General features: G+C 65.5%; 18 protein-coding genes and 1 tRNA gene. 12 read left to right on the top strand and 7 right to left on the bottom strand.

Going from position 1 to position 17,418, the window contains the following annotated elements; translation table 11 throughout:
* The 12 genes from G372_RS0105255 (at position 1) to G372_RS0105185 (ending at position 10,410) form a co-directional block, all read left to right on the top strand.
* On the top strand, positions 1 to 597 hold the full coding sequence (locus tag G372_RS0105255) for a Maf family protein (RefSeq protein ID WP_019624465.1): 597 nt from the start codon (positions 1 to 3) through the stop codon (positions 595 to 597).
* 507 nt (positions 598 to 1,104) lie between these two features.
* Complete coding sequence (locus G372_RS0105250; protein ID WP_026340409.1) at positions 1,105 to 2,301, top strand: tyrosine-type recombinase/integrase; 1,197 nt, start codon at positions 1,105 to 1,107, stop codon at positions 2,299 to 2,301.
* Positions 2,298 to 2,813 (top strand): hypothetical protein, encoded by a 516-nt coding sequence (locus G372_RS0105245; RefSeq protein ID WP_019624467.1) that lies wholly within the window; start codon positions 2,298 to 2,300, stop codon positions 2,811 to 2,813. The genes G372_RS0105250 and G372_RS0105245 overlap by 4 nt, the downstream gene beginning before the upstream one ends.
* A gap of 79 nt (positions 2,814 to 2,892) precedes the next feature.
* Positions 2,893 to 3,093, top strand: coding sequence for a helix-turn-helix transcriptional regulator (locus G372_RS0105240; RefSeq protein WP_019624468.1), 201 nt, complete (start codon positions 2,893 to 2,895; stop codon positions 3,091 to 3,093).
* 545 nt (positions 3,094 to 3,638) lie between these two features.
* A complete protein-coding gene (locus G372_RS0105225) occupies positions 3,639 to 4,724 on the top strand; it encodes an AAA family ATPase (protein WP_019624471.1) in 1,086 nt (361 codons plus the stop codon).
* Positions 4,725 to 4,884: 160 nt separating this feature from the next.
* Complete coding sequence (locus G372_RS0105220; protein WP_019624472.1) at positions 4,885 to 5,271, top strand: hypothetical protein; 387 nt, start codon at positions 4,885 to 4,887, stop codon at positions 5,269 to 5,271.
* An 82-nt stretch (positions 5,272 to 5,353) separates the two neighbouring features.
* A complete protein-coding gene (locus G372_RS0105210; RefSeq protein ID WP_019624474.1) occupies positions 5,354 to 5,926 on the top strand; it encodes a hypothetical protein in 573 nt (190 codons plus the stop codon).
* On the top strand, positions 5,926 to 6,342 hold the full coding sequence (locus tag G372_RS0105205) for a hypothetical protein (protein ID WP_019624475.1): 417 nt from the start codon (positions 5,926 to 5,928) through the stop codon (positions 6,340 to 6,342). The genes G372_RS0105210 and G372_RS0105205 overlap by 1 nt, the downstream gene beginning before the upstream one ends.
* A 4-nt stretch (positions 6,343 to 6,346) precedes the next feature.
* The gene (locus tag G372_RS0105200) at positions 6,347 to 6,973 is read left to right on the top strand and encodes a hypothetical protein (protein ID WP_019624476.1); all 627 of its coding nucleotides are present in this window, start codon (positions 6,347 to 6,349) and stop codon (positions 6,971 to 6,973) included.
* Positions 6,970 to 7,329, top strand: a complete 360-nt coding sequence (locus G372_RS0105195) for a hypothetical protein (protein WP_019624477.1) — start codon at positions 6,970 to 6,972, stop codon at positions 7,327 to 7,329. Before G372_RS0105200 ends, G372_RS0105195 begins: the two co-directional genes overlap by 4 nt.
* 92 nt (positions 7,330 to 7,421) lie before the next feature.
* Positions 7,422 to 7,784 (top strand): DUF1441 family protein, encoded by a 363-nt coding sequence (locus G372_RS0105190; RefSeq protein WP_244263186.1) that lies wholly within the window; start codon positions 7,422 to 7,424, stop codon positions 7,782 to 7,784.
* Complete coding sequence (locus G372_RS0105185) at positions 7,777 to 10,410, top strand: phage tail tape measure protein (RefSeq protein WP_019624479.1); 2,634 nt, start codon at positions 7,777 to 7,779, stop codon at positions 10,408 to 10,410. The genes G372_RS0105190 and G372_RS0105185 overlap by 8 nt, the downstream gene beginning before the upstream one ends.
* A 104-nt stretch (positions 10,411 to 10,514) precedes the next feature.
* Here the strand turns inward: G372_RS0105185 and G372_RS0105180 are convergent, their stop codons facing one another.
* The 7 genes from G372_RS0105180 to recA all read right to left on the bottom strand — a co-directional run bounded on the left by G372_RS0105180 (position 10,515) and on the right by recA (position 17,028).
* Positions 10,515 to 10,730, bottom strand: coding sequence for a hypothetical protein (locus G372_RS0105180; protein WP_019624480.1), 216 nt, complete (start codon positions 10,728 to 10,730; stop codon positions 10,515 to 10,517).
* 111 nt (positions 10,731 to 10,841) lie between these two features.
* Positions 10,842 to 10,932, bottom strand: a tRNA-Ser gene (locus tag G372_RS0105175).
* An 84-nt stretch (positions 10,933 to 11,016) separates the two neighbouring features.
* The gene (gene csrA / locus G372_RS0105170; RefSeq protein ID WP_018865275.1) at positions 11,017 to 11,265 is read right to left on the bottom strand and encodes a carbon storage regulator CsrA; all 249 of its coding nucleotides are present in this window, start codon (positions 11,263 to 11,265) and stop codon (positions 11,017 to 11,019) included.
* Between the two features lie 68 nt (positions 11,266 to 11,333).
* Entirely contained in the window at positions 11,334 to 12,578 is a 1,245-nt protein-coding gene (locus tag G372_RS0105165; RefSeq protein WP_018865274.1) for an aspartate kinase, read from the bottom strand.
* A gap of 179 nt (positions 12,579 to 12,757) precedes the next feature.
* Positions 12,758 to 15,367, bottom strand: coding sequence for an alanine--tRNA ligase (gene alaS / locus G372_RS0105160; RefSeq protein ID WP_019624481.1), 2,610 nt, complete (start codon positions 15,365 to 15,367; stop codon positions 12,758 to 12,760).
* A gap of 151 nt (positions 15,368 to 15,518) precedes the next feature.
* The gene (locus G372_RS0105155; protein WP_019624482.1) at positions 15,519 to 16,007 is read right to left on the bottom strand and encodes a regulatory protein RecX; all 489 of its coding nucleotides are present in this window, start codon (positions 16,005 to 16,007) and stop codon (positions 15,519 to 15,521) included.
* Positions 15,982 to 17,028: a recombinase RecA gene (recA, locus tag G372_RS0105150; RefSeq protein ID WP_019624483.1), complete on the bottom strand. Its 1,047-nt coding sequence runs from the start codon at positions 17,026 to 17,028 to the stop codon at positions 15,982 to 15,984. The genes G372_RS0105155 and recA overlap by 26 nt, the downstream gene beginning before the upstream one ends.
* Between the last annotated feature and the right edge of the window lie 390 nt (positions 17,029 to 17,418).

Here is a 17,418-nt window from a genome sequence, read left to right as displayed (position 1 = left end):
ATGCGTGAAATCGTCCTCGCCTCGACCTCGCCCTATCGCGCCCAGCTGTTGCAGCGCCTGCATCTGCCGTTCGCGACGGCCGCCCCGCAGGTCGACGAGACGCGGCTCCCGGACGAAGACGCGGCGGCCCTCGTGCAGCGCCTCGCCGAGGCCAAGGCCCGAGCAGTCGCTGGGACCCACCCGGGCGCATTGATCATTGGTTCCGACCAGAGCGCCAGCCATCAGGGCCACATCCTCGGCAAGCCGGGCAATCCCGAGCGCGCCCGCGAACAGCTGGCCTCGCTGTCCGGCGGCACCGTCACCTTTCACACCGGCTTGTGTCTGCTGGATGCCGCCAGCGGTCAGGCGCGGGTGGAGGATGTTGAATACATCGTCACCTTCCGCCAGCTGTCGGACACGGAGATCCGGGCCTATGTCGCACTGGACGATCCGGTGGACTGCGCCGGCAGTTTCAAGTCCGAAGGGCTAGGGGTGAGCCTGTTCGAGCGCATGGAGGGCTCGGACCCCACTGCATTGGTGGGCCTGCCGCTGATCCGCCTGTGCCACTGGCTGCGCGCGGCCGGTGTTGCCGTACCACCCCCAGCAACAAGGGGCTGACTGGGCTGCCCGGGCCCCGACGCGCAAGCGCCCCCTGGTCCGCCGGCCTCCGGCCAAGGCGTTGCAGCGCACCGCCCGTCGAACCATCATTTTCTGTATCTCGGGTTCGAATCCCGAATCCTCGGGGGGCCAGACATGCGAAAGGGGCCACTCGGGCCCCTTTGCTGGATCTGGCGGAGAGTGAGGATTACTCGGCGCTTTGCGCCTCGCCCTTCGGGCCGTCACCTGCGGCGACGTTCGGGTGCCGCTGCGCGTCACCCGTCGAACCATCATTTTCCATATCTCGGGTGCGAATCCCGATACCTCGGGGGCCAGACATGCGAAAGGGGCCACTCGGGCCCCTTTGCTGGATCTGGCGGAGAGTGAGTCTGCCGATGCTCGACCGGACACTACCCATATCTACGCCGTAAGCCCCTAATAGTTCGGCCTTTCTGCTTTTCCCTTGTAGTCGATAGTAGCGCAGCGTAGGCTATAGTTACAAGCTCTATTTGGGGATAGGTAAAGGGAATGCCTCGTAAGGCGGAGGAAATGGGGGCGCTGGCGGTCAAACGCCTTGAGCAGCCGGGAGAGTACACCGTTGGGGGCGTGGCGGGCCTGCGCATCCGCGTCTACGACAGCGGGCACAAGTACTGGCTTCTGCGCGCGACGATCGGCGGGCGCGTCCGGGAGATAGGCATAGGTCCCTATCCCGAAGTAACGCTGGCCAAGGCACGCGAGGCCGCGGCTGATACCCGTATGAAGATCCGGGACGGCATTGACCCGCTGGCGGAACGCGAGGCCGCACGGAACGCGCTGGCAGCCGCTACGGCCAGCGCGCTGACCTTCGATGATGCAACCGACCGCTACCTGGCCGGCAAGCTGTCGGAATTCCGAAACCCCAAGCACGCCAAGCAATGGCGTTCGAGCCTTGAGACCTATGCGTCTCCGGTGATGGGGCAACTCCCCGTCCAGGCCATTGAGCTCGCTCACATCCTGCAGGTTCTTGAGCCGATCTGGCGCACGCGCACGGAGACGGCTTCCCGAGTGCGTGGGCGTATTGAGAAGGTGCTCGACTACGCCACCGTGAGCGGCTTCCGGCAAGGCGAGAACCCGGCCCGCTGGCGCGGCAACCTGGACGCGATATTGCCGGCCCCGTCCAAGCTCAAGAAGGTGACGCATCACAAGGCCATGCCCTGGCGTGACCTGCCGGAGTTTATGGCGCAGCTACGGCAGCGCGAAGGGATCGCGGGCCGCGCGCTCGAGTTCCTGATCCTGACGGCCTGCCGATCCGGTGAGGTGCGCGGCGCGACTTGGAACGAAATCGACCTGGAGGCCCGGACCTGGAACATTCCAGGGGCCCGCATGAAGGCACAGCGCGACCATGTAGTCCCACTGCCGGATGATGCCCTGGCGCTCCTGGACGCCCTGCCCCGCACTGAGTCCCCCTACGTGTTCGCAGCCCCTCGCGGCGGCGAACTCAGCGATGCCTCTCTGTCGGCTGTTCTCAAGCGCATGGGTGCTGACGTGACCGTTCACGGATTCCGCAGCACGTTCAGGGACTGGGTTTCCGAGACCACCGCCTACCCTCACGAGGTGGCTGAGATGGCGCTGGCACACACCATCCCCAATGCCGTCGAACGCGCCTACCGCCGAGGCGACCTGCTCGAGAAGCGCCGCGCGCTGATGGCCGAATGGGCCGCCTACGTAGCGAGGCCAGACAAATGACCGGAACACGACCGACCGACAATTGGGAAGCGGCAGTCGAGCGCGTGAAGGCCACCGGGAAGGGCTGGGAAGCGCTGCTGTATCACGCGGCCCGGCTACTGCGGGAAGGCCGCGCCCTGCCCCCGCCGCTGGCGGAATTCATTGCCGGGGGGCTCGACGAGATGCGCGAAACGCAGCGCGAAAGCACCGCCAAGCTGTTCGGTTGCCATCATGCGCGGGGCCGCAAGAAAGACGCGCCGGACCTCGAGCGCGCCATCGACCTTGAGCTCCTAATGCGGCTGACAGGTCTGCCACAGATCAAGGCCGCCGAAGCATTGAGCGATGATGAATACCGCAACAACCAAGTAGAGGTCGATCCATCGACCTGGGTACGGGCACACAACAAGCACAAGACCGACGCGGCCGCGATCATCGCATCGGGCAAACCAGAAGGCCCCGAGCCCCGGCCGATTGATTGGCTGACGGAGTCGGAAGAAAAGGCCGCCAGGATCGCGAAGCGTATGCAGAAATAGGGGCCCTAATACCGCATAGAGCGCCCCTCCCCCACTCGCCAATCTGTACCCGTCACCACCCAAGACGACGGAGACAGAGATGCCCGACAACGTACAAGATCCCGTCTACCTGTCCGAGCGCGACATTGCCCGCAGGTATGGCGTCCACCCGAAAACTCCCTGGTACTGGCTGAAGTCCAGCGACTTCCCCGAGCCGGTCCGGCTGGGGCCGCGCTGTACGCGCTGGCGACTCGAAGACCTGCAGGCCTGGGAAGCGCGCCGCGCAGGGGGTACGGAATGAATGCCGCAAAAGGAAGCGCCCCGGCCGGTGGGACGGCTCGGGGCGCGGGGGGCGAGCAACACGGTCAAGTGCTCGATTTCGAGTATAGCACCGAAGACGCTTTTCGCACCGCCTGGGTCCGCGCCCACATCATCGGCTTCCATCCCAAGGGGCCTGAGCGCAAGCGGGCCATCCTGCGATTCCTGCAAGCCCTAAAGGCTGCACTGGCAACGGAGGCGCGCCCATGACCCGGAAAGCGCCTCCGTATGCCAAGCGCTACGCCGAAGCCCTGAGCCGTCCGCCGCGCACCGTTTGGGTCGCCACAGGCCCCCATGCGTGGAAATGGGCCCGTCAGCGACCGAGCCACGTAGTCCTGGTCGCCCCACCCGAGGAAGATCCCGCCGCGTTGGATTGGCGCGCGTGCCGAGGCCATGATCCAGTGCTTGTGGTTCGCACGGGACCAGCCGAAGGCGCGCAGGTGCGCGGGCTGATCGCCGCCCTGTTGCGGGATGGTGTCGAGCGCGTGCTGGACGAATCCGGAACCCTGTTCGTGCCGGAGGTGCGCCATGCCTGAAACCGTGGTGATTCCTGTCGAGCGGACGGAGCCGCGGTTCAAGCTGTTGCACGTGTCGGAACTCGAATTCAGGCCACCCCGGTTCCTGGTGCGCGACTACCTGGAAGCCGAGTCCCTGGCCCTGGTATTCGGCGACCCCGGCTGCGGGAAATCGTTTCTCGCGGTCGACCTGGCCTGCTGTATCGCCACCGGTGCGGACTTTCACGGCAATCCCACCACGCAGGGCCCGGTGATCTACGTCGCTGGCGAGGGCCACAACGGCCTGAAGCGCCGTTTCGTGGCATGGGAGACCCACACGGGCCACAGCACCGCAGACGCGCCGCTCTACGTCTCCAGCGCGGCCGCAGCCCTGTGCGATCCCGATTCCGCGCAGGCGGTCGTGGCAGCGGTCGACGCGGTGCCGACTGACGGGCCGCCCGCCCTGGTCGTGATCGACACCGTGGCCCGCAACTTTGGACCCGGCGACGAGAACAGCACCAGCGACATGGGCGTATTCGTCCAGGCGGCCGATCGCATACGCACGCGGTACTCCTGCACGGTTCTCCTCGTCCACCACAGCGGCCACGCGGACAAAGGGCGTGCCCGAGGGGCTACCGCCCTGCGGGGTGCCCTGGACGCCGAGTACAGAGCGGACAAGGACGAAGCCGGCACGGTTCGCGTGGAGGCCTCCAAGATGAAGGACGCACCCTTTCCCCAGCCCCTGGCGTTCGAGCTGCGCAGCGTGCCCCTGGGTATCGAGCACCACGACGGGCGCGAGGTCACGTCTGCGGCCTTGGTATCCACGACGTATGAGCCGCCCGCCAAACCTTCAGGCCGCCAGGGCAAATGGAAGCAGCTGGCGTTGGACGAGCTGGCCCGTCTGTATGAGTCCAGGCGGGCGACCCTTGAGCGCGGGGGCTTCGATCCAGACACCGCACGGGTTGAGGTATCCGAGTGGCAACAGCAATGCCGGGACGCTGGTATGCCGAAGCAACGATGGTCCGATGTTCGCCGGGCCTGCCTCGATTCCGACCTGGTATTCATTGACCACGGGTTTGCCTATCCGAGGGTCCGGAAGTCCGGTCCGTCCGGTTCCTAAAGGAAACCGGACCGGACCGGACTCCCTTAACCGGACAAGCGGACCCTAACCGGACCTAAACCGGACCCTTAACCGGACCAAAAATCCAGCAGAATCAATGGTCTGAATCTTGACACACCAGCCAATCTGATAGACCATGACTATCAATAGAGGGGGCTCTATGGACCACGCCAATCAGACCGAGCGCATGCTTCACCGGCACACTGCCGAGATGTTCGCTTCCGAGGAAGCGGGCAAGAAGTACTACCTGCGCAGGACCCCGCAGATCGAACCGATCAAATCCTTCAGCGAATACCGCCGCCAGCACGACCAGATCGTCAAATACTTCAGCGAGCGGCTGAACGAAGCCGCGCACGACCCCAGCCTCACGACCCGAGACAAGGCCCTGGCCTCCTGGATCGAGGGGCTGAACCTCAACCTTTCCCTGAAAGCACTCCAGGCCGCCGGTGACAGCCGTTGGACGATCCTCGACCCGCGCGTCTCGAATCTGAAGCGCGGGATCGGGGTCGCGATGGAGCTGCTCAAGCAACGGGGGTGCAACGCATGAATATTCCCGAACTGAAAGCACAGATCGACTTCGCCGTCGCGTATGCGATCGCACTGCGAAACCGTCACCAGGAGGCGGCCCGATGAAACGACCATTTCTGTTCTCCCGCGTGGACCTGATCCGCCAGACCCATGAAATCACGGCAGATGGATTGCGGCGCGGCCTGGGCGACAAAGCGATCCACGCGCTCGCCGAGGAAAAGATTGATGTTGAAAACAGCGTCGCCGCGGAGATCGACGATTTACGTGCCGATCTTTCCAGTCTTGCGGAGTCCATCACGGCGACCGAACACAAGCTGTCCGAGGAGGGGGTGAAGGCGCTCCGGGAAGGAATCGACAAGGCGGTCAATGATGTTCTCGAACAGAACGCGGAAAAGCAGGAACACCCCCTCGCTGAGTTGAAAAGACGGCAGGCCCTCCTGGATGCGGAGTGTTTGATAAACAACGAGAAGCTGCGCAGGCATGAATTCGACCTGGCGAAGCTGGAAGCGAAGGCCGAGGAGGCCGATCGGAGTTATCAGGCGGCATTCCAAAAGCTCACCGGCGATGAACAGGTCAAGCGGCTCCAGGCGCAAAAGATGCAAGTCGAGCTCGAGTCCGAGAAGAAGATGCTGTCCGAGCTCGAGGCTTACACCCAAACTTCTGGAGGCCAGTGATGCCGATCAAGACCCGCCAGTTCAAACCGCAGCCGGACCCGAGGGATCTGACCCCGACCGGTCCGGCTGCCCAGTACCTGACCAAGAATCGCGGCCGCCCGAGCGAACGCCCCAAGGCGGAGACGCTGGAGCGCGTGAAGGTTTCAAGGTCAGCTCGCAAGGTGGTCCGGCGCTCGATTCTCAACAAGCTCTCGCCCAACAACCTCCGGCCGGATGATGTCGACGCCGCGCAATCCTGGCTGAACCTCGAGGAAGTCGGGGCTGTGCTGGGGCTATCCGCGCAGGAAGTGGCCGCCCGGCATTCCCGGGGCGAACCGCCGAAGTTCGAGATGCGGCGAAACGACCAGGGCCACACCGAGCTGCTTTGCAGCCTCGATGACCTGTGCCTCCACCTGATCGACGAAGCGACGAGGTAATCCCATGCCAGCGAAAAAGAACTTCTCCACCGCCCTGGCCGATCTACAGGGCAGCCGTGCGCAACTGCAACAGCAGATCGAGCAGGCATTGGCGGGCAAGCGCGACGAGATCGCAGCCCTGCAACAGAAGCGCCAGGAGCTCAACTCGAGCCGCGCCACGAAGGCCGAAATCCTCAAGGTCGCGGAGAAATCGATCCGCGCTGAGGCGGAAGACTTCGAGCGCCGGCAGCGCGAAAACGGACTCGGCAAGCTCAACGGCAGTACTGCGGCCAAGCTGCTGCGCCCACCGCGCACCGACCACTTGCAGGGGGCCGCCAATATGCAGTTGCGGGAATCAGCGAACCGCAACCATGCGGCTCAACTGTTCGCGGTGCTGTTCGGGGCAGACAGCGGCGCAGGCGAGAACTACAAGATCAACCCGGAGACCATCACGGGACTGCTGGCGTGGTCCTGTGGCGACATGCTCCTCGACCGGGTGAAAGCGTTTGCCGATTCCCTGGGAGACGCCCCCGATGGCGACGTGCGCGAGGGCGAGCTGGCCGAGATCGACGCGAAGATTCAGCAGCTCCAGGAAGAAGCCGACGCGCTCCGAGGGGAAGCTCGGGCAGCGGGCCTGGGGGTGGCAGCATGAGCACACAGCACGTACTCCAACAGATCGCCGATGCGGTCGGATTCCAGGCCGCCCACCAGCTTGCGATTGTCCGCGGCGGGATGACGTTCTTTGTCCCGGCCAACCCTCCCCCCCATCACTGGCTGCGGTCCGTGATGGATGACGAGGCGGTCGAGAAGCTTGCCGAGGCATTCGGCGGCGGGAACGTGAGCCTCCCCCCCCTGCGGGACCAGACCACGCACCGTATCGAAATTGCCCTGCGCAACAAGATCCCGGTGCGCACGGTGTCCCTGCTGGTGGGACTCAGCGAGCGGCGTGTACATGGCGTGCGCAAAGAACTGCAGGCGATGGGCCGGCTGCCGAGGGATGCGGCGTAGGGGGACCCTGTGAGGGCCCAGCAGGCGGGTACGCAGAAAACCGCAGGTTTCGACTAAATTCGCTCCCGAAAACCTGATTGAGAATCAATCGTATGAACGGACACGGCGGTAAACGACCCGGCGCAGGGCGGCCCAAAGGCTCGAACGTGAGCGATCACAGCGAGCGATTCAACAAGGCCAGGGCGGACAAAGAGGCGGCACTTGCGCGGCTGCGTCAGATGGAAGCCGACCAGCGCGCCGGTGGGTTGATCCCGGCTGGAGAAGTCGAGGAAGCGGTCGCCACCGCCTTTGGTCGAATCCGCCAGCGCCTCGCCAGTCTGCCCGACGATCTTGAACGCCGCGGCCTGGTGACACCTGAGCAAGCCGAGGGGGTCGAGACGATCATTCACGAAACCATGGCCGGCCTGGCCGACCAGCTTGAACGCCTGGCCCCACCGGAGAAATGCAATGGCTGACCGCTCGAGTACGGTAGAGCTCATCTTTCAGGGGATCGATCGAACCGGAGAGGCCACGCAGGCCGCGCTCCGCAACGCGCAGTCCTTCACCAACAGCCTGCAGTCCGCCACGGCCCCGATTGCCGACTTCACCAAGCGTGCGGTCCAGGTAGAGGCAGCGCTGCTGACGGCGGGCGCGGCCATCACCGCGTTCAGCATCAAGGCGGCGGGCGACTTCGACAGCGCCTTTCGCGAGATCACCACGCTGATCGACGAGCCGATCGGGGCCCTGGACGAGTTCCGCCAGGGCATTCTCGACTACGCCAACGAATCCACGCAGCCGCTCGAGCAGGTCACCACCGCGATCTACTCGGCGATCTCGGCGGGTGTGGACTACACCGATGCCATCGAGGCGGTCGCGCAGGCCGAGCAGCTGGCGGTGGCCGGCAAGGCGGATCTGAACGACACCCTCACGGTGCTGGTGTCCAGCCTGAATGCCTACGGCATGGAGATGGACGAGGCCGAGCGGTTCAGCGATGCGCTGTTCACCACCGTGCGGCAGGGCCAGACCACGCTGCCGGAGCTGGGATCGTCGCTGGCGCAGGTGACGGGCCTCGCCGCGTCGGCCGGCGTCGACTTCGAGGAACTGCTGTCGGCCGTTGCGGCGCTGACGGCGGCGGGCACCCCGACCAGCCAGGCCGTGACGCAGGTCCGCCAGGCCATCGCGAACATCATCAACCCGACCCAGCAGGCCCGGACCATGGCCGCCGATCTCGGTATCGAGTTCGGGGCGGCGGCGCTGGAGTCCCGCGGGCTGGAAGGCGTGCTCGACGATGTGGCGCAGGCCACCGGCGGCAACACCGAGCAGATGTCGCAGCTGTTTGGCTCGGTCCAGGCGCTGGGCGCGGTCCTCACGCTGACCGGCGAGGGCGCGGGCGCGTTCGGCGACACCCTGCGGGCGATGGAGGACAACACCGGAGCCACCGGCCAGGCCTTCGAGAACATGGCTGGCACGGTCGAGCAAAACAACCAGCGCGTGATCAACGCCATGCGCGGCATGGCGATCGAGATCGGCGGCCCGCTGCTGGACCAGTACGGCAGCGTCACCGGCGCGCTGGCGGCGGTATTCAACGCGGTGGGGCAGAACGTCCAGCAGGGGCAGCTTGGCGGCCTGGTGGGCGTGGTCGAGGGCATCATGTCCGACACCGAGGCCACGCTGCGAACCATTGCCGAGAACATGGGCGAGGCCCTGGAGCTGGCGGACCTGTCCGGTTTCGAGCGGGGCATCGAGGCCCTGCGCGAGGGTGTACAGAACCTGTTCCAGAACCAGGACCTGAGCAGCGCCGAGGGCCTCGCCGATGCCATGACCACCATTGCCGACGCCTTCGCCGGCCTGTCGCAGTTCACCGCGGGCGTGATCGAGTCGTTCCGGTTCCTATTCGACCTGCTGGTCGACGTCGGGTCTGGGGCGGCCTCCCTCGACGACAGCCTGTTCCGCACCATCGGCAACATGGCGGGCATTGTCACTCAGGTGAACATGCTCCTCCCGCTGTTCGAAAAGCTGCTGTTCGTGATGGTCGCGGCTCAGGGTGTGGGCCTGATCAACTCCACCCGCCAACTGACCACGGCACTGGGTGCCAGCGGCCTGGCCGGCGCCCTGTCGCGCCTCGGGGCAGTGGGTGCCGCTGGGGCTGGCGGCTGGATGGTCGGCGACATGATCGGCGACGGCATCGACGCCCTGATCGACCGCTTCACGGACTCCGGTAACCTCGGCGGCTTGATCTACGACCTGATCCACCCGATGGAGGATCTGACGGTCGCGACCGAGAACATGGGCCGCACCAGCCTCAAGGCCTCGGAAGACCTCGACAAGAGCAAGGAGTCCCTGGAGGACACCGGGCGCGACTACGACCGCATCGTTAACGAGATGACCGCGGCCGATGATATGGCCCGGGAGTCAAAGCGGCTGCTGACCGAGCAGTTCGAGGCGCAGGGCCTGCAATGGGACGCGACCACCGGAAAGATCGGCGAGACCAAGGAAATCATCGACGGCACCGAGGAAAGCAACCGGCGGTGGGTCGAAACGATGGAAGACGGGGTGCGCACCTTCACGCAGGTGGGCCCCGCGGTTGGCGAGTCGATGGACCGCGCCAAGACCTCAACGGAGGAGGCTGCCAAGCAGTCGGACAAGCTCCAGATCGCCCTGGAGGAGCTCGCCAGTAACGAGCGCATCCGTTACATGGAGTTCGAGGCACAGATGAATGTGGCCGAACTCGAGGCGCAGACCGCACAGGTCGAGGCGGCCTTCGACTCCATCAACAACACCATGGACAGCACCGCTGAAATGCTCGGCAGCCTGTTCGGGCAGTTGGGCGATTCGTCCGCCTGGGATCGACTGGACATCAAGAGCCAGATCGACCGAGAGAATCAGATCCGCGAGGAAGCGCACCAGCGCCAGATGAAGATGCTCGACGAGCATATCCGCAACCTGCAGGCCCGGACAGACGCCATGCAACGCGGCGATGCCGCCATCAAGATCGAGGGCGACGGCCTGCAGCCGCACCTCGAAGCGTTCATGTGGGAGATCCTGCGGGCCATTCAGGTTCGGGTGAACGAAGACGGCCTCGAGATGTTAACGGGCGCGTAGCCAGGCCCCCAACGCGGCCCGCCGGGAGCCGCGCTCCGCAATCCCGGTGAACCCCGCAGACGAGACCTTGCCAGTCCTCCGTCCGCGGGGTTTTTTTGTGCCTGCTACTTGCGGCCCACGGCGGACTGGAGCTGCTCAACGAGCGCGCGGGCATCCTTGAACGCCTCGCCGAACAGGTCAAAGAGCGGAATATCGGCGTTGTCCTGCTCGCACTCGCAGATGATCTTGGTACAGATCGACTGCATGGATTGAAGGTGGCGCATCATATCGTCGGCCTGGTCCACCAGGTCGTTATCGGTCATGGGTGTTTCTTCGGTCATGGTCTTTCTCCTGTGGTTGGGAACAGGGAAAGCAGCCAGTCCGATCGTTAGGGGATACAGCGGGGGACGCCCCGACAGGACGCCCATAACCCACTGATTTTACTGAATAGGTGGCGGAGAGTGAGGGATTCGAACCCTCGATGGGCTTTTGACCCATACTCCCTTAGCAGGGGAGCGCCTTCGACCACTCGGCCAACTCTCCGGAATGCGCGGCACAGCATACGGACTTGTGCCCATAAAGAAAAGGCCCGGCGGTCGCTGGGACCGCCGGGCCTGGCAACCCTCGTCAGTCGTCGCGCGAGGAAGCCGCCACGCTCCCTCCCGGTGCGGACCCACCGCCAGACGAGCCCTGATCATCGTCCGCCACGTTGGATTCACGCTGAATACGCTGGAATATCTCCTCACGGTGGACGGCGACGTCCTGAGGCGCGTTGATCCCGATACGAACCTGATTGCCCTTGACCCCCAGGACGGTGACGGAAACGTCCTCGCCGATCATGAGGGTCTCGCCCACACGTCGAGTCAAAATGAGCATGCTCTTCTCCGCAGTGCCTGTGTCGGACGCAGTCGGTCGTCCGGTAACCGTTTTACGGTCTGTCATCCTTAACCGTCCTCCTGTTGACCGACAGGTTCATGCTCAAGTTCAAAGGCATCATGCAGAGCGCGTACTGCAAGTTCGAGGTACTTCTCATCCACGACCACCGAGATCTTGATCTCGGAGGTGGAAATCATCCGGATGTTGATCGTCTCGCGCGAGAGTGCCTGGAACATCTTGCTGGCAATCCCGGCATGCGAACGCATCCCGACCCCGACCACCGAGATCTTCACGATGTGGGTATCCCCGGAGACCTTGCGCGCGTTCAGGGCCTTGCAGGCATCCTGCAGGATCGCGAGCGCCTTGTCATAGTCGTTGCGGTGGACCGTGAACGTGAAATCGGTGGTCTGATCCGCGCCCACGTTCTGCACGATCATGTCCACCTCGATATTGGCCTCCGCGATCGGGCCGAGGATGCGATGCGCGACCCCCGGTTGATCGGGGACGCCCTGAACCGTCAGCTGGGCCTCGTTCTGATTGAACGCGATACCCGCAACCAGCGCCTGTTCCACCTGCGCATCCTCCTCCGTGGTAATCAGAGTCCCCGGTCCTTCCTCGAACGAGGACAGCACTCTAAGAGGGACGTTGTACTTGCCAGCAAATTCCACTGCGCGGATCTGCAGCACCTTGGAACCGAGGCTCGCCATCTCCAGCATCTCCTCGAAGGTGACACTGTGCAGGCGTCGCGCATTCGGCACCAGGCGCGGATCGGTGGTATAGACGCCGTCCACATCCGTGTAGATCCGGCACTCGTCGGCCTTCAGCGCGGCGGCCAGCGCCACCGCCGTGGTATCCGAACCGCCGCGACCCAGCGTGGTGATTGCGCCGTGCTCGTCCACACCCTGGAACCCGGCCACGACGACCACCCGACCCGCCTCCAGGTCCGCTCGCACACGGGCATCGTCGATACTGCGGATCCGTGCCTTGTTGTGCGCGCTGTCGGTACGAATCGTGACCTGGGCCCCGGTATAGGAGCGCGACGGGCAGCCCTGCGCCTCCAGCGCCATCGACAGCAGGGCGATCGTGACCTGCTCGCCGGTGGACAGCAGCACGTCCAGCTCGCGGCCATCGGCCCGAGGATTCAGCGCATGGGCGAGCCCCAGCAGGCGATCCGTCTCGCCGCTCATCGCGGAGACGACGATCACCAGTTGGTGCCCCTGCTCGCGCAGTTTCAGCGCCCGCTCCGCGACCGCCTGGATGCGCTCGGTGGTGCCCACCGAGGTGCCCCCGAATTTCAGTACCAGCAACGCCATTGACAGATTCCATTCACCGCCACCCGGAAAGGCGGCGCATTAAACATCATTCGGGTCGTCATTGCGAGGCCCCGCAGGGGCCGTGGCAATCCCCGGACGCACCCCCAATACCAAGCCAGGGCCGGGGACGCTCAAGCCGGACGCGGCAGAACTGTGCGCCCTGCGATGACGAATCCGCTTCAGGCGCGTTCGCGCACCCAGTCGGCGACCGAGGCCAGCGCGGCCTCCAGCTTGTCCGGGCTCTGACCGCCGGCCATCGCCATGTCCGGGCGGCCGCCGCCCTTGCCGTCCACCTGCGCCGCGACGTGACCCACCAGGTCGCCCGCCTTGAAGCGCTCGGTCTCGGCCTTGGTCACCCCGGCCACCAGACTGACCTTGCCCTCGCCGGTGGCGGTGCCCAGCACCACCACGGCCTGCCCCAGCTTCTGTTTGAGCTGGTCGACCATGTCACGCAGGGCCTTGGGCTCCACGCCCTCGACCTTCGCGGCCAGCACCTGAACCCCGCCGACCTCCTGCGCCTGCGAGGCCAGATCACTGCCGGCCTGGCTGGCCAGCTTGCCCTTGAGCTGGTCGATCTGCTTTTCCAGTTCGCGCGAGCGCTCCTGCAGCTGGGCCACCTTGTCGGCCGCCTCGCCGCGCCCGGCGCGCAGGCGGTCGGCGATCGCGTCCAGATACCCGAGCTGCTCGTCCACCCAGCGCAGGGCGACCTCGCCGGCCACCGCCTCGATGCGGCGGATACCGGCGGCCACCCCGCCCTCGGAGGTGATGCGGAACAGTCCGATATCGCCGGTGCGGTCCACGTGCGTACCGCCGCACAGCTCCACGGAAGTGCCGATCTTCAGCACCCGCACCTGGTCGCCGTACTTCTCGCCAAACAGCGCGACCGCGCCGGACTCCATCGCCGACTCGATGTCCATCACGCGGGTATCGGTGGCCTCGTTGGCCAGGATCTCGGCGTTGACCTGTGCCTCGATGGAGCGGATCTGCTCGTCGGTCAGCGGCTCCATATGGGTAAAGTCAAAACGCAGGCGCTCGGCATCCACCAGCGAGCCCTTCTGCTGTACGTGATCGCCCAGCTGGTCGCGCAGGGCCTTGTGCAGCAGGTGCGTGGCCGAGTGGTGCCGGCGGATGTTCTCGCGGCGCGGACCTTCCACCGCGGCCTGCAGCGTCTGACCGAGCTCCAGCGTGCCGGCGCGCACCTGGCCGACATGGATATGCGCCGCACCCTGCTTGCGGGTATCGGCGACCTGGAAGCGCACGCCGGAACCGCTGAGCGTACCGACATCGCCGACCTGGCCACCGGACTCGCCGTAGAACGGCGTGCGGTCCAGCACCACCAGGCCCTCGGCGCCGACCTCGAGTCGTTCGACCGGCTCGCCGTTCTGGTACAGCGCGACCACGCGGCCCTCGTCGTCGACCGTCTCGTAGCCGGAGAATGTGGTTTCGACATCGACCTGCGGCAGGCCGCCATCGTCCATGGAAAAGTGACTCGCCGCGCGGGCCCGGGCGCGCTGGTCGGCCATCGCGGACTCGAAGCCCGCCATGTCCAGCTCCAGGCCGCGCTCGCGGGCGATGTCCCCGGTCAGGTCCACCGGGAAGCCATAGGTGTCATACAGCAGGAAGATGGTCTCGCCCGGGATCACCTTGCCCTCGAGATCGCGCAGGTCGTCCTCGAGGATCTTCATGCCCTTGTCGAGCGTCTCCAGGAACTTGCGTTCCTCCTTCTCCAGCACCTTCTCGACCTGGGCCTGCGCCTCGGCCAGCTCCGGGAAGGCCTCGCCCATCACACGCACCAGGTCGCCGACCATCTGGTAGAGGAAGGCGTCCTGCGCGCCCATCTTGAAGCCATGGCGCGCGGCGCGGCGGATGATGCGGCGCAGCACATAGCCGCGGCCCTCGTTCGACGGCAGCACGCCATCGGTAATCAGGAAGGCGATGGAGCGGATGTGGTCGGCGATCACGCGCAGCGAGGCGGAGTCCTGCTCCTTCGCCCCGGTCACGCGCGCGGCGGCCGCGATCAGGTCCTGGAACAGGTCGATCTCGTAGTTGGAGTGCACGCCCTGCAGCACCGCGGCCAGGCGCTCCAGGCCCATGCCGGTATCCACCGACGGGCGCGGCAGCGGGTTCAGCGTGCCGTCCGCGTCGCGGTCGTACTGCATGAACACCAGATTCCAGATCTCGATGTAGCGGTCGCCGTCCTCGTCCGGGGAGCCGGGCGGGCCGCCCTCGACCTCCGGGCCGTGGTCGTAGAAGACCTCGGTGCAGGGGCCGCAGGGGCCGGTGTCGCCCATCTGCCAGAAGTTGTCGGAACCGCCGTCGGGCTTGTCGCCAATGCGCACGATGCGCTCGGCCGGGACCTGGATCTCGTTCGCCCAGACGTTGTAGGCGTCGTCGTCGGTCTCGTAGACCGTGACCCACAGCTTTTCCGGCGGCAGGCCGATGGTCTCGGTCAGGAACTGCCAGGCGTAGTGGATCGCATCGCGCTTGAAGTAGTCGCCGAAGCTGAAGTTGCCCAGCATCTCGAAGAAGGTGTGATGCCGTGCGGTATAGCCAACGTTCTCGAGGTCGTTGTGCTTGCCGCCGGCGCGCACGCAGCGCTGGCTGGACACCGCGCGGCTGTACGGGCGCTTCTCGCGGCCGAGGAACACATCCTTGAACTGCACCATCCCCGCATTGGTGAACAGCAACGTGGGGTCGTTCCCCGGTACCAGCGGGCTGGAGGGCACGATCGTATGACCATGCCCTTCGAAGAATTCGAGGAAACTCCGGCGAATGTCGGCGCTTTTCATGCGGTTCCGGTTGGATATGGGGTCAAAACCGGAATCCTATCACGCAAGCCCCCAACCCGCGTATTGCCGCCCCCGCCTTCGGGCCATGTTTGTGGGAGCGGGCTTGCCCGCGAAAAACGCAGGAGCATTCGCGGGCAAGCCCGCTCCCACATCAGTCCATGGATGATGATTCCTTCCAAGCGGCGAGGGCCTGGTGGGCGACGCCGCCGGGGAATCCGCGGCCGGCGAGGTGACGCAAGTAGCGGGCCTCGTCCTCGCGGGTATCGGGGGGGTGGCGGAAGTGGCGTTCGAGCTGGCCGCGGGCCTGGTCGGTCCAGTCGACCTCCAGCGCGTCGAGGGCGGCATTGACGGTGTCGCTGCCAATGCCGTTGTGGGCGAGTTCGGCGCGGATGCGCTGCTCGCCGTAGCCCTGCTCCGTGCGGTGGCGGGCGATGAAGTCCGCGTAGCGGCTGTCGCTCAGGTAGTCGAGCTCGCGCGCACGCTCGAGCGCGGTATCGACCGCATCCCGCTCGAAGCCGCGCTCGGCCAGCTTGCGGGCCAGTTCCAGCGCGGAGTGTTCGCGCCGGACCAGCAACCGCAGGCCCGCCTCCAGCGCGGCCTCGGGATCGGCCGGGTCAGCCTTGCTCCTCGACCGGGGCATCGACCGGCGCGTCCTCCGCCGGGGCCTTGTTGCGCTTCGGCAGCAGGCGTTCGCGCAGGGTCTTTTCGACTTCTTCGGCGATGTGCGGGTTGTCCTTCAGGTACTGGCGGGCGTTCTCCTTGCCCTGACCAATCCGCTCGCCGTTGTAGCTGTACCAGGCGCCGGCCTTGTCGATCAGGCCTTCCTTCACGCCCATCTCGATGATCTCGCCGACCCGCGAGATGCCCTCGCCATAGAGGATCTCGAAGTACGCCTCCTTGAACGGGGGCGCCATCTTGTTCTTCACGACCTTCACGCGGGTCTCGTTGCCGATCACCTCGTCGCCCTTCTTGATCGCGCCGATACGGCGGATGTCCATGCGCACGGAGGAGTAGAACTTGAGCGCGTTGCCGCCGGTGGTGGTCTCGGGGCTGCCGAACATCACGCCGATCTTCATGCGGATCTGGTTGATGAAGATGACGAGCGTGTTGGAGCGCTTGATGTTGGCGGTCAGCTTGCGCAGCGCCTGCGACATCAGCCGCGCCTGCAGGCCGACGTGGGAGTCGCCCATCTCGCCCTCGATCTCCGCCTTGGGCGTCAGCGCCGCCACCGAGTCGACAATCACCACGTCCACCGCGCCGGAGCGCACCAGCATGTCGGCGATCTCCAGCGCCTGTTCGCCGGTATCCGGCTGCGAGACCAGCAAATCGTCCACGTTCACGCCCAGCTTCTCGGCGTAGGTCGGGTCCAGCGCGTGCTCGGCATCCACAAACGCGGCGGTACCGCCCAGCTTCTGCGCCTCGGCCACCACCTGCAGGGTCAGGGTCGTCTTGCCCGAGGATTCCGGACCGTAGATCTCCACCACGCGCCCGCGCGGCACGCCACCGATGCCCAGCGCGATATCCAGCGCCAGGGAGCCCGTGGACACGGCCGGCACGTCGACCGCCTGCTGATCGCCCATGCGCATCACCGCGCCCTTGCCGAATTGGCGTTCGATCTGCCCCAGTGCGGCGGTCAGGGCCTTCTTGCGATTCTCGTCCACGGTATGCCTCCCGATGCTTGCAGCGATGGTTTCCGACCCGTTGCCCTACCCAGGGAAACACTGATCAATGTACACGTTCACGTTGGCACCCCAGGTTTTCCGAGACAAGGCGCGTCGTGCAGCGGGTAGTGGTTCTACCCGCAAGCGGCGCAACGCAGGATCGGGGAACCTGGGGTACCAACCCCGAAGGGGCTCGGCCGCTTTTGCGCGGGAACGGCGTTGCGGCTCCCTTGTGCAGAATGACTGCACGGCAGTCACCGCGCCTTGTTCGCACGCAAAAGCGACTCGAGCGCGAACGTGTACATTGATCAGTGTTTCCCTTAGCCGGATACGGGGCCGCAGTATCCCACAGGGCGGGGAGCGACCCAACCCGGGTTCACGGCTCGAAGG

Origin of the sequence: Thioalkalivibrio thiocyanoxidans ARh2 (assembly GCF_000385215.1) — a bacterium.
Taxonomy (GTDB): Bacteria; Pseudomonadota; Gammaproteobacteria; order Ectothiorhodospirales; family Ectothiorhodospiraceae; genus Thioalkalivibrio; species Thioalkalivibrio thiocyanoxidans.
The sequence above is the reverse complement of the archived record's forward strand: the minus strand, read 5'-3'. Positions and strand labels throughout refer to the sequence as shown.

Excerpts from the sequence above, each read along its gene's own strand:
- G372_RS0105205 (WP_019624475.1), top strand. The coding sequence starts at position 5,926 with ATGCCGATCAAGACCCGCCAGTTCAAACCGCAGCCGGACCCGAGGGAT.
- G372_RS0105190 (WP_244263186.1), top strand. The coding sequence starts at position 7,422 with ATGAACGGACACGGCGGTAAACGACCCGGCGCAGGGCGGCCCAAAGGC.
- alaS (WP_019624481.1), bottom strand. The coding sequence starts at position 15,367 with ATGAAAAGCGCCGACATTCGCCGGAGTTTCCTCGAATTCTTCGAAGGG.
- csrA (WP_018865275.1), bottom strand. The coding sequence starts at position 11,265 with ATGCTCATTTTGACTCGACGTGTGGGCGAGACCCTCATGATCGGCGAG.
- G372_RS0105200 (WP_019624476.1), top strand. The coding sequence starts at position 6,347 with ATGCCAGCGAAAAAGAACTTCTCCACCGCCCTGGCCGATCTACAGGGC.
- G372_RS0105165 (WP_018865274.1), bottom strand. The coding sequence starts at position 12,578 with ATGGCGTTGCTGGTACTGAAATTCGGGGGCACCTCGGTGGGCACCACC.
- G372_RS0105225 (WP_019624471.1), top strand. The coding sequence starts at position 3,639 with ATGCCTGAAACCGTGGTGATTCCTGTCGAGCGGACGGAGCCGCGGTTC.
- G372_RS0105195 (WP_019624477.1), top strand. The coding sequence starts at position 6,970 with ATGAGCACACAGCACGTACTCCAACAGATCGCCGATGCGGTCGGATTC.
- G372_RS0105155 (WP_019624482.1), bottom strand. The coding sequence starts at position 16,007 with ATGCCCCGGTCGAGGAGCAAGGCTGACCCGGCCGATCCCGAGGCCGCG.
- G372_RS0105255 (WP_019624465.1), top strand. The coding sequence starts at position 1 with ATGCGTGAAATCGTCCTCGCCTCGACCTCGCCCTATCGCGCCCAGCTG.
- G372_RS0105240 (WP_019624468.1), top strand. The coding sequence starts at position 2,893 with ATGCCCGACAACGTACAAGATCCCGTCTACCTGTCCGAGCGCGACATT.
- G372_RS0105180 (WP_019624480.1), bottom strand. The coding sequence starts at position 10,730 with ATGACCGAAGAAACACCCATGACCGATAACGACCTGGTGGACCAGGCC.
- G372_RS0105220 (WP_019624472.1), top strand. The coding sequence starts at position 4,885 with ATGGACCACGCCAATCAGACCGAGCGCATGCTTCACCGGCACACTGCC.
- G372_RS0105185 (WP_019624479.1), top strand. The coding sequence starts at position 7,777 with ATGGCTGACCGCTCGAGTACGGTAGAGCTCATCTTTCAGGGGATCGAT.
- G372_RS0105210 (WP_019624474.1), top strand. The coding sequence starts at position 5,354 with ATGAAACGACCATTTCTGTTCTCCCGCGTGGACCTGATCCGCCAGACC.
- G372_RS0105250 (WP_026340409.1), top strand. The coding sequence starts at position 1,105 with ATGCCTCGTAAGGCGGAGGAAATGGGGGCGCTGGCGGTCAAACGCCTT.
- G372_RS0105245 (WP_019624467.1), top strand. The coding sequence starts at position 2,298 with ATGACCGGAACACGACCGACCGACAATTGGGAAGCGGCAGTCGAGCGC.